Raw genomic sequence first — 13,532 nt, 5'->3', positions numbered from 1 at the left:
GCGGCCCGGGCATGAACGACATCCTGAAACTCGAGATCAGCGGCCCGGTAGTCATGATCATCGCGGGAGTCATCGGCGCCGCGTTTTTCCTGCTGCTGTTTCTCCGGCCGTCGGCGCGCTGGGCACTCACCGCCATCACCGCCATCGTCACCGCTGCCCTGGTGGGGTGGCTGACCGTGTGGGTGGTGGAAGACGTCATGGACGTCTTCCACGTGGGACTCACGCCGCGGGTGTGGTTCTGGGCGATCACGTGCTTCGCGGCGTTGGGGCTTGCTGTGGTGAGCTTCCGCCACAGCCCGAGGTGGCGGAAAGCAGTGGCCGCAGTATCCATCCCGGTGTTCCTCCTGGTGGCTGCCCTCGGCATCAATACTGAGTTTGGACTCAACAAGACACTGGGCTCGGCGCTGGGGATCTCCACCGAGGGCGCCATCCAATTGAACAAACCAAACCCGGACGCTTCCATTCCTGCAGGTCCGCTCTGGCAGAGCTGGAAACCCCCGGCCACCATGCCCGCCAAAGGTGAAGTGGGCACGCAGGTGATCCCCGCAACGGCCTCGGGATTCAATGCCCGTCCGGCCGGCATCTACCTCCCTCCCGCAGCCCTCACCGACAATCCGCCCAAGTTGCCCCTGTACGTCCTCATGATGGGTCAGCCAGGCCTTCCCGACCCGCAATACGTTTCCGCTGCACTGGATGAGTTCGCGGCGAAGAACAACGGATTGGCCCCCATCGCGATCGTCGCGGACCAGATCGGCCCGGACCAGGACGACACCCTCTGCCTCGACACCGCCAAGTACGGCAACGTGGAGAAGTACATCAACGAAGACGTGGTGAACTGGGCCAAAGCCAACCTGAACATCCTCCCCGACCGCGAGCACTGGACGATCGCCGGTTACTCCAACGGTGGGCAATGCGCCATCTCCTTTGCGGTCAAGTACCCCGCCATGTGGGGCAATGTGGTGGACATTTCCGGCGAAGAGTTCCCCGGAGCCGAGGACCCGGCCGGGAACCTGGCAACGATCTTCGGCGGCAACCAGGCTGACTATGACGCCCAGAAGCCCATCAACATCATGAAGGGCAAGCAATTCCCGGACACCACGGCCGTCTTCACGGTGGGCTCCGACGACGTGACGTACGTGGCGGCCGCCAAGGCCGTCTCCGCGGCGGCCCGGGCAGCGGGCATGGCGGTGACGTACTACGAGGTTCCCAATGGCGGACACGTGGGGATTGCGCTGAACTCCGGGCTCACCAAAGGCTTTGACGTGCTGTATCCGCGTCTGGGACTCTCCCGCTAGGACCTTTTCCGGGCAACGCACGGGCGATAAAGTTGAGTTGTGCCACATTGGCAAGAGCTGCAGCCGCTTCCGGCCCCCTGGCAGCGTCGGGATGAGCGCATTCTGCCGTTGTGGTGGGACCGGCTGTGCTCAGTCACCAGCCCGCAGTCAGCAGCCCTCTACGCAGCCGGCCTCTTCACTGACGACCGGCGCCGCCCCATCGCCCAGTGGTACAACCCGGAGACCGACGCCGCGTTGCTGGTAGCGCCCGAGACCTCGCCGGAGTGGCCGGTACAGCGGTTCGGGATCTTCTATGCGCCTCCCGGCGGCGGCTTCACCCGTGTCTATTCAGCACCCCACGAGTGGCATCCCCGCGAACCCAGGACTCCGCCCACTGAGCAGGATTCATTTCTCGCGGCCGTGGCTGAGGCCGCCCGGTTCCTCCACGTAGAGATGGATTTCGTCTAGGAAACGTCCCGGAAAAAGCGAACCCCGCACCGGCTTGAAGCCGATGCGGGGTTCTTATGCTCCTCCGACTGGACTTGAACCAGTAACCCTTCGATTAACAGTCGAATGCTCTGCCAATTGAGCTACGGAGGAATGAAGCGGTTATGACTTTAGCAAAGGTTCTGCCGGAATGCGAAATCGGCATCCGATACCCCCTGGGGGTATAAAAATACCCCCGTTCCGGAGGACCGGAACGGGGGTATTGTGCGCTCCTCCGACTGGACTTGAACCAGTAACCCTTCGATTAACAGTCGAATGCTCTGCCAATTGAGCTACGGAGGAATGAAGCGGTTACTAGCTTAACAGGGGCCTGCCGGAAAACGAAATCGGGGCTTTCAGCCGTCTGCGCGCAGGGCGCGGCGCTCCATTTCCAGCTGCATCAGCTCCCGGTTCAGCCGCTGGAATTCCGCCGGGTTGGCGGCGGCGTCGAGCCGCTGGAGCTGCCCCATCTTGTCCGCCTTGATGCGGGTGATCTGGAGTTCGAACAGGCGGGCCAGAATGTCGCGACAATACCGCTGCATGGCTTCCGGCGTGCTGGCAGGCAGCGGAGTCACCGCGAGCTCGGACACCAACGGTCGCAGGGGCTCGGGCACCTCTTGGCGGACGTGCTCCACCCATGCCACAGGATCAGCCGAGTGGGCCAGTCCTGCGGCCCGCACAGCGGTCTGGACGGCTGCGTAGACGGGCGTTGCGAAATGGGAAGCCTCGAAGCGCTCCCAGGCTCCCCCACCCAGGACTCCCGGCTCCTGCAGCACCACCTCCAGCGCCTGGCGCTCCATTCCCGCAATAGGATCCCTGGGGTCAGGTCGCTGGAAGACAGGACCGGACGACTGCGGTGCCGGCGTGGCGGGCGACTGATCGGCAGGGCCGGACGGACTGCCGCCGGCGCCCACCCGCTTGGCGGCTGCCCCAACGTATCGGCTGACCTCTTCGATGGGCATGCCCAGCCAACCGGCCAGTTCCCGCGTGTAGCCCGGCCTCGTGGCGGAGTCCCTGATCTGGGCCACCACTGGAGCAGCTTCCCGCAGGGCCGCCACACGCCCTTCCACGGTGTCCAGGTTGTGCCGGCGGAGGGTCGCCCGGATGGCAAACTCAAAGAGCGGCTTCCGGGTTCCGATGAGATCGCGAACTGCCCCGTCACCCTTGAGCTGGCGAAGATCACAGGGATCGGCACCCGATGGCTCCACGGCCACGTAGGTCTGGGCGGTGAAGCGCTGGTCTTCCTCAAAGGCCCGCAGGGCAGCCTTCTGGCCGGCGGCGTCGCCGTCGAAGGTGAAGATGACCTCTCCCCCGCTGCCGTCGTCCGAGAGCAACCGCCGGGCCACCTTGATGTGTTCGGTGCCGAAGGCCGTACCGCAGGTGGCTACCGCCGTCGTGACTCCTGCGAGGTGGCAGGCCATGACGTCGGTGTACCCCTCAACCACCACCAGTTGGCGTTCCTTGGCGATGTTCCGTTTGGCGAGGTCGATCCCGTAGAGGACCTGGGACTTCTTGTAGAGCGTGGTCTCCGGGGTGTTCAGGTATTTGGGGCCCTGATCATCTTCGTAGAGCTTCCGGGCACCGAAGCCGATAGTGTCACCTGCGATGTCCCGGATGGGCCAGATCAGCCTGCCCCGGAAGCGGTCGTAGATCCCTCGGTTCCCTTCGGAGAACATGCCTGTGAGTTTCAACTCAGCATCAGTGAACCCACGGCCGCGGAGATGCTTCAACAGTGCGTCCCACCCCTGTGGCGCGTAGCCCACGCCGAAGTGCTCGGCGGCAGCGCGGTCAAAGCCGCGGCCATCCAGGAAGTTGCGCCCCTCCGCGGCTCCCGGTGTCAGCAGTTGGGCACGGAAGAATTCGTCGGCAATTTTGTGGGCGTCCAGCAGTCGCTGGCGCTTGCCCACTTCCTCCCGGCTGGGACCGGTGCCGCCGTCCTCATACCGCAGTTCGTAGCCGATCCGGGCGGCGAGCTTCTCAACGGCTTCGTGGAAGGAGCTATGGTCCATTTTCTGGACAAAGGAGATGGCGTCCCCGTCCTCGCCGCAGCCGAAGCAGTGGTAGCGGCCCACTTGGGGGCGGACGGTGAAAGAGGGCGAGCGTTCGTCGTGGAAGGGGCACAGGCCCTTGAAGCTGCCCAGTCCGGCACCCTTCAGGGTGACGTAACCGTCAACGACTTCCTTGATATCCGTGCGCTGGCGTACTTCGTCGATATCTTCACGTTTGATCAGGCCAGCCACGTGACCATCCTAGTCGCTCCGGCCAAGAGGACGGGCCCTGCCCAGCCGCCCTGCCAGGCCCCCCTTACCAGAGGGAGGGAAGGCTGCCCACCAGGCGCTCATACATGGCCAGGGCGGAAACATCCGTCAGCGAAGCAACCTGGTCAATCACCACGCGCAGCCGGGCACCGTCGTCGACGGCGTCGCGCCAGTCCGCGGCGAACATCGGCTCCAAGTGGCGGTCGCCGGTGGCGTTCAAGACACCCACCAATGCATGGAGCACCTCGCGCTGGCGCTCGTAGACCGGCTGGCGATGGTCGGTGGAGATGACGAACGTGGTGGCAAGGCCCTTCAGGACGGCGATCTCGGTGACGGTGTCCTCCGGGACCATGAGTTCAGCCGCGTAGCGGGTCAGATTGGACGGACCGAAATGATCCCGGGTTGTCTCCATGGCGCTCTGGCAGAACCGGCCGATCAGCTGGCTGGTCATGTCCTTCAACGCTGCCATGGACTTCCGGCTTCCGTCTGCTTCGCGGACCCACACCTTGGTGGCTTCAAGACGGGCGAGCGCCGCGTCAATTTCGGCGGGATCATTGTGCGGGAGGTACCACTGCTTGGTGTAGCCCACCACGCGGGCGCGGTGGTCCGGGTTCTCCATCCACTTCAGTTGGAAATGGCCGGCAACGATCGCGTCCTCCACGTCATGGACCGAATACGATATGTCATCTGCCAGGTCCATCACCTGTGCCTCGATGCAGGACCGGTTGCCGGGAGCACCTTCACGCAGCCACTCGAACACGGGAAGATCGTCCTCGTAGGCGCCGAACTTACTGGTGCGGTGCCCGTGGATGACGGGGGCGTCGACGGCGGACCACGGGTATTTGGACGCGGCGTCCAGGCTGGCGCGGGTCAGGTTGAGCCCGGCAGGCCTTCCGTCCTCACTGAGGACCTTGGGCTCAAGCCGGGTGAGCAGCCTGAGGGTTTGCGCATTCCCTTCAAAACCGCCGATGGTGTGCGCCACCTCGTTCAGGGCAGACTCGCCGTTGTGGCCGAACGGCGGGTGCCCCAGGTCATGGCTGAGGCAGGCAGTGTCCACGACGTCGGGATCGCAGCCCAAGGAGCGGCCGAGCTCACGGCCCACTTGGGCTACTTCCAGGCTGTGGGTCAGCCGGGTGCGCACAAAGTCATCAGTGTCCGGGGCCACCACCTGTGTTTTGGCGCCCAAGCGGCGCAATGCCGAGGAATGCAGGACCCTGGCACGGTCCCGCTCGAAGTCCGAGCGGTACGTCGTCTTGCGGGATTCTTCGACCCACCGTGCAGAATCCACGTCGGTGTAGCCGGGAATAGCCAGCACGAAATCGTGGTGGCCAAGTATTGCTTCGGTTCCCATGGGTATCTGCCTCCTTCAAGCGCCGGGGTGTGGAGCTTCTTGAGCCAGTCTTACACGTGTGAGGCTAGCCGCCCGAAACGTCCAGCTCTGCCGCCGAGATATCCGCACTCTGTTCAGCGTTCAGCTGACGGCTCTCCAGCCAGTCCTTCGGCAAGGCCGGCTTCTTCGGCGAGCCCGCCCGGCCGCGCGGACCTTCGGAATCCACGCCCGGGTAAGGCGAGTCCATGTCCAATTCATCAAGGTATTCGCGCAGCACGTCAAGGGTGGGCACGGTGGCCAGCTTGGCGCGGAGCTCTCCGCCCACCACGTAGCCCTTGAAGTACCAGGCCATGTGCTTGCGGATTTCGCGCAGCGCTTTGTATTCGTCGTTGCCAAAGGTTTCCACCATCAGCTCGGCGTGGCGGTAAACGCCCTCAGCCACTTCGCGGAGTCCGGGGCGGTGCCGCTGGTCGCTGCCTTCGAAGGCCGCCTGGAGGTCACCGAAGAGCCACGGGCGGCCCTGGCAGCCGCGGCCCACCACGACACCGTCCACGCCTGTTTCGCGCACCATGCGGACTGCATCTTCCGCGGACCAAATATCGCCGTTACCCAGCACCGGGATATCCGGCAAGGCCTCGCGGAGGCGGGCAATGGCGGACCAGTCGGCCTGGCCGGAATAGAACTGTGCTGCGGTTCGGCCGTGCAGGGCGACGGCGGCCACTCCTGCGTCGCGGGCGATGCGGCCGGCGTCGAGGTACGTCAAGTGGTCCTCATCAATGCCTTTACGCATCTTGATGGTCAGCGGGATGCCGCCCTTGGAAGCTTCCTTGACCGCTGTATTGACGATGGAGGTGAAGAGGTCGATCTTCCACGGCAGGGCAGAACCGCCGCCGCGACGGGTGACTTTAGGTACCGGGCACCCAAAGTTGAGGTCGATGTGATCGGCGCGGTCCTCTTCGACGAGCATGCGCACTGCAGCGCCCACCGTCACGGGATCCACGCCGTAGAGCTGCACGGAGCGGACTTTCTCGTCCTCATCATGCGAGATGATGCGCAACGATTCGGGCGTCCGCTCCACCAGGGCACGCGACGTCACCATCTCTGCCACGTACATGCCGCCGCCATATTCACGGCATAGCCTGCGGAAGGCAGAGTTGGTGATGCCCGCCATGGGGGCGAGGATTACCGGGGTGTCCACGGTAATCCCACCGAGCTTCAATGGCGGGAGCTCAAGCTTTGGTGCGGGGGGCGTTGCTACTACAGTCACCCATCTATTGTTGCAAATGCGGGCAAATCGGCGGGAAGCACTGCAGAAGCCAGCCGGTGTCCCCGGCCAACCTGACGGCTTCCGCCCTGGTTCTTGCCCCTGTCTTGGCCATCGCCGCCGACAGGTAGTTCCGCACATTCCCTTCGGAGAGCGTCGCGGCTTTGGCGGTATCTGCCACTGTGCCGCCCCCCGGACGCAGCCCGGGCGGCCGAACGTAGTGACCATGAGGTGCTTCAGTCGGTGCCGCGCCGTTCCGCTTCGCGTTGGGCGCGCCGGCTGCCGGGTTGCGCAGGCTTCCCGGAAACGTCCAGGCGGGCATCGTCGTCGTGGTCGTCGTGCGCCTCTGAACGCACGACGGCGGCCGCTGCCGCCAGCGCGCCGGTGTCCTCCACGTCGTCGGGACGTACCGATGGCGCGTCCGCCGCAGCGAGACGCTTTATGCCGGTTGCCTTGACCACCAGGACAGCGATCAGGGTGGTCACCGGGATGGCGAGGACCAGGCCGATGGAACCCACGAGTGTACGGATGACTTCCTCGGACAGTTCGGCGCTGGTCAGGGCCTCGGCCAGCGGCCGGTCGTAAAGCATCACGATGATGAGGATCGGGAGGGCCGCGCCCGCGTATGCAAATGCGATGGTGTACACGGTGGAGGCGATGTGGTCCCTGCCGATCCGCATGGCAGAGGAAAACAGTTTGCGGGCACTGGTGTTGGGGGCCAGTTCGTAGAGCTCCCACACAGCGGACGACTGGGTGATGGTCACGTCATTGAGCACGCCCAGGCCGGAAATGATGAGGCCGCAGAGGATGATCCCGGAGATCGAGATCTGGGGTGACATGTTCACCAAGGTGGAGGCATCGTGGTTTCCAACGCCCGCCAGATTGGCTGCGTCCGTGGCCCAGGCCGCCAGCAAGGCAGTAATGCCAAGTCCGAAAATTGTCCCCAGCAGCGCGGTAGATGTCCGCGCCGAGAACCCGTGAGCGAAATAGAGGACCCCGATCATGATCACCGTAGATCCCACCAGGGCCAGCAGCAGAGGCGGCTTGCCCTCCACCAACCCGGGCAAGATGAAGCTGACCAGGACGAAGTACGCACCCACCAGGCCCAGGAGCGCCCGGAAGCCGCGCCAACGGGCCACAGCGATCACCACTGCCGCATAAAGAACAGCCAGCAAGGCGATGGGAATATTGCGGACGAAGTCGACGAACACATAGGCGGGAGCCCCGCTGCCGGCGTTGGCGCCCTGGACAGCAGAGAGGTTCAAATACCTGATGGAGTCCCCCACGTCCACACCGTGGGACATGGCAACATCAGGGTTAATGACCACCTTGACCGCTTCGCCGCCCTTGTCCGGCTCCGTGAACGCGAACGTGCACTGGGATCCGCCGGACTGCCCGTTTTGGCCGGTGCTGCTTTGATCGGTTTGGCCTGGCGTTGATTGGCCTGTCTGCGTGCAGCTTTCCACCACCACGCTCTGGATCCGGCCGGTATCAAACGTGACCCCTGGGGCAGCCTGGTAGGGGCTGGAGAAGGAGATTCCCTCCCGGCTGCCCGAGGGCCACATGAGCAGCATGGCCACTACTGTGAGCACACCCAGGGGTGCGAGCACCGCTGCCAGAAGCCAGTTGGCCCGCTTCCGCGATGCCAGCGCCTGCGGCGTTGGTTCGGTACCTTCAGAATGACCGTGGGAGTGACCGTGGCCCATCAGCAGCAAAACCTCATGCCTTAACCCTACGCGGGAAGACTGACGTCCTGCGCCTCAAGCGGCTGTTCCGGGAATGACCGGCCCGGATCTCAGGCAGGCGCGATGTTCTGGTTTACGCGGAAGAGATTCCCGGGATCGTATTTGCCTTTAATGGCCACCAATCTCTCCCAATTGGGTCCATAGTTGTCCGCCACCCGGTTCTGGTCCTCGGAGTCCATGAAGTTGATGTACCCGCCGGCCTCCGAATGTGGTGCGAGTGCCGCCGCATACTGACGTGCCCACGCAATGTTCGCCTCGTTGTCCGCCGGGTCCGGCCATTGCGTTGCGATGACTGGCGAGAACTTCATGGTGCGGTGGGCGAAGGCCGTGTCCTGGACACCCACTCGGGATACCGCGCCGTCAATCGGGTAGACATGCACCGAGGTGTTGACACTGGTAACAGTTGCCCCGAACTCTGCGTGGGCGTCAATGGCACCATCGTTGAGGTCCCGCAGGAAATTGGCCTTCCAGTAGCCCTGCATCCCCTTCTGGTTCAGTCCATCGAAGGCCACGTTCAGTGCCGGGTAGGGCATGGGACCCACCATGGATCCCGCCACAGGCGCTGCATCCAGGAAGGGCTGCCAGCGTGCCTGGCCCTCGGCCGGATCGCCCGTCCACATTCCCACCACCACGCAGACAGATTTGCCATGCCATTCCTCAGGAAGGAAAGGAACGGGCGGTCCCTGGTGGAAGCCAAGGAAGGCTCCGAATTCCTCGGGCGCGGAAGCCAAGTACTCGCGGTAAAAGCGGGCCACCGTGGGAATGTTCTCAGCGCCATAGATGATGATGCCGGCATAGACCATGTCCACGGGATGGAGCTGGAACTCCAGAGAGGTCACCACGCCAAAGTTTCCGCCGCCACCCCGGAGGGCCCAGAACAGGTCCTCGTTGCGCTCCTTGTTGGCGATGAGGAAACTGCCGTCAGCCGTCACCACATCCGCGGAGACGAGGTTGTCGCAGGACAAGCCGTACTTCCGGGTCAGGTATCCGATTCCCCCGCCGAGCGTCAGCCCGGCCACCCCCGTGGAACCGACGATCCCGCCAGTGGTTGCCAGCCCAAAGGCGTGCGTGGCGTGGTTGAAGTCTGCCCAAGTGGTGCCGGCTTCGGCGCGGGCGGTGTGCGCCTCCGGGTCCACCCGGACGCCTGTCCGGTTGACGAAGTCCAGCACCAAGGCATCGTCCCAGGTCCCGAACCCGGGCGCGCTGTGGCCGCCTCCCCTGATGGCCAGGGGCATGGCGTTCTCGCGGGCAAAGTTCACGCCGGCGATCACATCGGATATTTGCGCGACCCGGAGGATACCCGCAGGGCGCTTGTCCACCATGGCATTGAAGACGGCCCGGGCGGAGTCGTAGTCAGGATCTTCGGGCGTGATGAGCTGCCCGCGCACCTGTTCCCTCAGCCCATCAAGGGCTATTTGGTTCATTGTGATTTACCACCGATATAGACGAGAGACCGTTCTGTTCCACACGCCGCTTCCCTCCAGCGATGGCAGCGTGGGGGTTTACTCCGATAGGCCTACTCCTGCCTCAGGGCAGCGTCAATCATCTTTATTAACCGGACTGTTCGCAGAGCGTCTTAGGGGCTTAAACGCAAGGATCCTGCCCTCCGCAGCGGCGGTGGAGGGCAGGATCCTGACGTGCAGAAACAGTGGTCAGTCGCTCACGATCAACGTGTCCGCACCACGCACGTGGGCCTTGCCGGATTCCAGCAAAGGCCCAAGAACCGTACGCAGGGCCGTCATCGATTCGTCGACTTCCAGCAGTACCGGGTGCTGGTAGGCGATGAGTGCCAAAAGGTCCCGCACAGCAAGCGCAGCTTCCTCGGCAGACAGCTCCGGATCATGCCCCAGGAAGACATCCGACGGCTCATCGGAGCTGCCTTGGGCGTAGCTGATGGCGAACGCCTGGATCCTGCCCTTGCGGCTGGCCGGGACACCTTCACCAAAAGCGCTGGCTTTGGGCGCCCTCAAAACGATTGCACCGTGGGCACCCGTGAGGTCATGCAGGAACAAGCGTTGCACCGTAGCGATGCTGAGCTCCCCCGGGCTGTCCCAGTGGTGGACGTGGGAGTAGTACTTACCCACCACCTCACTCAGCTCTACCGAACCTGTGGCCAGGTCCTCCACCCGCTCAGATGCGGCTTCCTCGGAACCATCACCGAACCGCGGGAGTGACAGCGGCTCGGGTTCCACCACCACCAGCTGGGACCGCTGGATGGGTGCAAGGCCGGCGGCTGCGGCAAAGGCCGCACCTGCCGTGTCCGGTTCCACCTTGCTGCGGAGCCTGGAAACGCCCGACGGCGAGTTCCCGGCTTCCCGGCGGAGCATGGTCAGGAGGGTGGCGCCCACGCCTTCACGGCGATGATCCTTGGCAACCTCGATGTAGGCCCACAGACGTTCCGGGTGCAGCGAAGCCTCGTGGACCACGCCTGCAGCAACCGGTATCCGAACGCCGTCCACCACGTCCTCGGCGACGATGCACCGGCGCCAGGGCTGGTTGCCCGACGGCGCCAAAGCGGCACGGAACTGCTCAGCGGGAAGAGTTTCCGGGCCACCCCAGATCTCCAGGAGGGCGAGGTCGTCGCCTTCCTTCCATTCGCGGTACTCCAGAGCCACGATCAGGCGCCGATCAAGCGTGCTGCCAGGTAGCCCTCAACCTTGTCCAAGGACACGCGTTCCTGGCTCATGGTGTCGCGCTCGCGGATGGTAACGGCCTGGTCCTCGAGGGTATCGAAGTCCACGGTGATGCAGAACGGGGTACCGATCTCGTCCTGGCGACGGTAACGGCGGCCGATCGCGCCGGCGTCGTCAAAGTCGATGTTCCAGTTCTTGCGCAGCTGGGCGCCCAGCGCCTTGGCCTTCGGGGACAGGTCCTCGTTGCGGCTCAGCGGCAGGACCGCGGCCTTGACCGGAGCCAGGCGCGGATCGAGCTTCAGCACGGTGCGGACATCGACGCCGCCCTTGGCGTTGGGTGCTTCATCCTCGGTGTAGGCGTCGATGAGGAAGGCCATGAAGGAACGGGTGAGGCCGGCAGCGGGCTCGATCACAAACGGCGTGTAGCGCTCGTTGGTGGCCTGGTTGAAGTAGCTCAGGTCCGTGCCGGAAGCCTTGGCGTGGGTGGAGAGGTCAAAGTCCGTGCGGTTGGCGATGCCCTCGAGCTCGCCCCACTCGGAGCCCTGGAACCCGAAGCGGTACTCGATGTCCGTGGTGCCCTTGGAGTAGTGGCTGAGCTTTTCCACCGGGTGCTCGAAGAAGCGAAGGTTGTCTTCACGGATGCCCAGGCCGGTGTACCAGGACATACGCTCCTTCATCCAGTACTGGTGCCATTCTTCATCCGTGCCGGGCTCGACGAAGAATTCCATTTCCATCTGCTCGAACTCGCGGGTACGGAAGATGAAGTTGCCCGGGGTGATCTCGTTACGGAAGGACTTGCCGATCTGGCCGATGCCGAACGGCGGCTTCTTCCGGGACGTGGTGAGCACGTTGTTGAAGTTCACAAAGATGCCCTGGGCCGTTTCGGGACGCAGGTAGTGCATGCCTTCGTCGCTGGCTACCGGACCAAGGAAGGTCTTCAGGAGGCCGGAGAATTCCTGGGGTTCCGTCCATTCGCCGCGGGTGCCACAGTTGGCACACGCAATATCCTTGAGCCCGTTCTCTGCGGGGCGGCCCTTCTTTTCCTCGTACTCTTCCTCGAGGTGGTCGGCACGGTAGCGCTTGTGGCAGGACAGGCACTCCACCAGGGGGTCGGAGAAGACCTCCACGTGGCCGGAGGCTTCCCATACCTGGCGGGGAAGGATGACGGAGGAGTCCAGACCCACCACATCTTCGCGGCCGCGGACCATGCTCTGCCACCATTGGCGCTTGATGTTTTCCTTCAGTTCCGCACCCAAGGGACCGTAGTCCCAGGCAGAACGGGAGCCACCATAGATTTCACCGGCCTGGAAGACAAAGCCCCTCCGCTTGGAGAGGGAAATGACCTGGTCAAGGACGGATTTTGCTGCCATGGGTAACTCCATTTGTTCTACAGGGCCGCTGGGTGCGGTCCGCGGTGGTTTGCCCCGGATGTCCGGACGAGGTTGTCCGGCGGGGTACTGGGGGAAAGTTTGTTGTTACTACTGCGTTCTACTGTGGGCAGAACGCAAAAATACTGCACCCTACCAACCCTACCGGCCTTTGGCCGTTGATTTTCGTGCGAAAGCACCCCTGGGCCACGGCAAGGTGGCCACGACGATCGCGGCGAGCGTCAGGATGGTCCCCAGCACCGTGGGCAAGGCAACCACCGCGCCGGGGCTGGGGATCACGACGTCGAGCACCAACGAGCCCACCAGCTGGCCGGCAATCATGCCCAAGCCGGTGATCAGCACGCCCAGGCTGCGGACCAGCAACGCTGCCAGGCCGATGAAAAGGCAGCCCATGGGACCGCCAAGGTAGTACCACCACTCGGAGGGAAGCGGATTTCCAGGTCCGGCAACAGCCAGCTTGATGAGCCAGGCGAGCCACAAAATGGCCGATCCGGCAATGAAGTTGACCAAGGTGGCCGCGATCGGTGTCCCGTAATGAACCGTGGCCGTTCCATTCATGGCCTGTTGGAAGCTCATCAGGAACCCTGCCGTCAAAGGCAGAAGGACGGGCAGTACCAGCGACGCGATGTCGGCATCGCCGCCGAACCTCGGAGAAACCGCCCAGGCGACGGCGGCAACGGTCAGGACGCTGCCAAGAACGCGGACTCCCGTGATGGCACGCCGGCCACCAGGGCCGATGCCCATGCGGTCAACGAGCAGACCACTCAACGTCTGACCCGTTACGGCAGCGACGGTGAACAGCGCCACCCCCAGAAGGGCCACTGTGAAGGACTGGGCGAACACGAACAGTGCACCGATAGCGCCGGCCATCACATACAAGCGGGGAAAGCTGCGGTTCCGGACCGCGGGGATGATGCGTTGAAGGCCGGCCCTGCCCTTGGGCGTCGCCAGCGAGATAACACCGATCAGCAGGAGGCCTGTGGTGAAGCTCACCACGGCTGCAGCAATGCCATCATTCAGTGTGGCGCCGAGGGCCCCGTTAATCCTTCCTTGGAGCGGAATGACCAAGCCTGTTGCTACTGCGACAGGGAGGCCAAGGGCAAGCGGAAGGGCGGGACGGGGAGAAGGCTGCGGCACTGTCCCCACACTACTTC

10 protein-coding genes, 2 tRNA genes and 1 pseudogene are annotated in these 13,532 nt (G+C 63.9%); 2 read left to right on the top strand and 11 right to left on the bottom strand.

Annotation, left to right across the window (positions count from 1 at the left end; translation table 11 throughout):
- Positions 1–11: 11 nt before the first annotated feature.
- Together BLW08_RS02710 and BLW08_RS02705 are read left to right on the top strand one after the other, a co-directional pair.
- The gene (locus tag BLW08_RS02710; protein ID WP_090819289.1) at positions 12–1,295 is read left to right on the top strand and encodes an alpha/beta hydrolase; all 1,284 of its coding nucleotides are present in this window, start codon (positions 12–14) and stop codon (positions 1,293–1,295) included.
- 39 nt (positions 1,296–1,334) lie between these two features.
- Positions 1,335–1,742 carry a hypothetical protein gene (locus tag BLW08_RS02705; RefSeq protein ID WP_090819292.1) on the top strand — a complete coding sequence of 136 codons (408 nt, stop codon included), beginning with the start codon at positions 1,335–1,337 and terminating at the stop codon, positions 1,740–1,742.
- 59 nt (positions 1,743–1,801) lie between these two features.
- Here the strand turns inward: BLW08_RS02705 and BLW08_RS02700 are convergent.
- The 11 genes and pseudogenes from BLW08_RS02700 to BLW08_RS02650 all read right to left on the bottom strand — a co-directional run bounded on the left by BLW08_RS02700 (position 1,802) and on the right by BLW08_RS02650 (position 13,524).
- Positions 1,802–1,874: transfer RNA gene (locus BLW08_RS02700), tRNA-Asn, on the bottom strand.
- 116 nt (positions 1,875–1,990) lie between these two features.
- Positions 1,991–2,063: transfer RNA gene (locus BLW08_RS02695), tRNA-Asn, on the bottom strand.
- A 53-nt stretch (positions 2,064–2,116) separates the two neighbouring features.
- On the bottom strand, positions 2,117–4,000 hold the full coding sequence (gene dnaG / locus BLW08_RS02690; protein WP_090819295.1) for a DNA primase: 1,884 nt from the start codon (positions 3,998–4,000) through the stop codon (positions 2,117–2,119).
- Positions 4,001–4,064: 64 nt separating this feature from the next.
- A complete protein-coding gene (locus tag BLW08_RS02685) occupies positions 4,065–5,369 on the bottom strand; it encodes a deoxyguanosinetriphosphate triphosphohydrolase (RefSeq protein WP_090819298.1) in 1,305 nt (434 codons plus the stop codon).
- A 64-nt stretch (positions 5,370–5,433) separates the two neighbouring features.
- A complete protein-coding gene (dusB, locus tag BLW08_RS02680) occupies positions 5,434–6,615 on the bottom strand; it encodes a tRNA dihydrouridine synthase DusB (protein WP_090819301.1) in 1,182 nt (393 codons plus the stop codon).
- Between the two features lie 4 nt (positions 6,616–6,619).
- Positions 6,620–6,802 (bottom strand): annotated as a pseudogene (locus BLW08_RS24235) (hypothetical protein); the annotation flags it as partial.
- 46 nt (positions 6,803–6,848) lie between these two features.
- The gene (locus BLW08_RS02670; protein ID WP_090820641.1) at positions 6,849–8,318 is read right to left on the bottom strand and encodes a YibE/F family protein; all 1,470 of its coding nucleotides are present in this window, start codon (positions 8,316–8,318) and stop codon (positions 6,849–6,851) included.
- 89 nt (positions 8,319–8,407) lie between these two features.
- The gene (locus BLW08_RS02665) at positions 8,408–9,781 is read right to left on the bottom strand and encodes an FAD-binding oxidoreductase (protein ID WP_091323226.1); all 1,374 of its coding nucleotides are present in this window, start codon (positions 9,779–9,781) and stop codon (positions 8,408–8,410) included.
- Between the two features lie 228 nt (positions 9,782–10,009).
- Positions 10,010–10,972: a GNAT family N-acetyltransferase gene (locus BLW08_RS02660; protein WP_090819305.1), complete on the bottom strand. Its 963-nt coding sequence runs from the start codon at positions 10,970–10,972 to the stop codon at positions 10,010–10,012.
- A 2-nt stretch (positions 10,973–10,974) separates the two neighbouring features.
- Complete coding sequence (locus tag BLW08_RS02655) at positions 10,975–12,360, bottom strand: glycine--tRNA ligase (RefSeq protein ID WP_091323224.1); 1,386 nt, start codon at positions 12,358–12,360, stop codon at positions 10,975–10,977.
- Positions 12,361–12,519: 159 nt separating this feature from the next.
- A complete protein-coding gene (locus BLW08_RS02650) occupies positions 12,520–13,524 on the bottom strand; it encodes a DMT family transporter (RefSeq protein ID WP_091323223.1) in 1,005 nt (334 codons plus the stop codon).
- Between the last annotated feature and the right edge of the window lie 8 nt (positions 13,525–13,532).

This window comes from Arthrobacter sp. cf158, assembly GCF_900106835.1.
In the GTDB taxonomy this organism is placed as follows: Bacteria; Actinomycetota; Actinomycetes; order Actinomycetales; family Micrococcaceae; genus Arthrobacter.
This window is presented reverse-complemented; position numbering and strand designations above follow the sequence as displayed.

Bases quoted from the DNA above. Each gene is read 5' to 3' on its own strand.
- BLW08_RS02710 (WP_090819289.1), top strand. From the start codon at position 12: ATGAACGACATCCTGAAACTCGAGATCAGCGGCCCGGTAGTCATGATC.
- BLW08_RS02685 (WP_090819298.1), bottom strand. From the start codon at position 5,369: ATGGGAACCGAAGCAATACTTGGCCACCACGATTTCGTGCTGGCTATT.
- BLW08_RS02670 (WP_090820641.1), bottom strand. From the start codon at position 8,318: ATGGGCCACGGTCACTCCCACGGTCATTCTGAAGGTACCGAACCAACG.
- BLW08_RS02665 (WP_091323226.1), bottom strand. From the start codon at position 9,781: ATGAACCAAATAGCCCTTGATGGGCTGAGGGAACAGGTGCGCGGGCAG.
- BLW08_RS02655 (WP_091323224.1), bottom strand. From the start codon at position 12,360: ATGGCAGCAAAATCCGTCCTTGACCAGGTCATTTCCCTCTCCAAGCGG.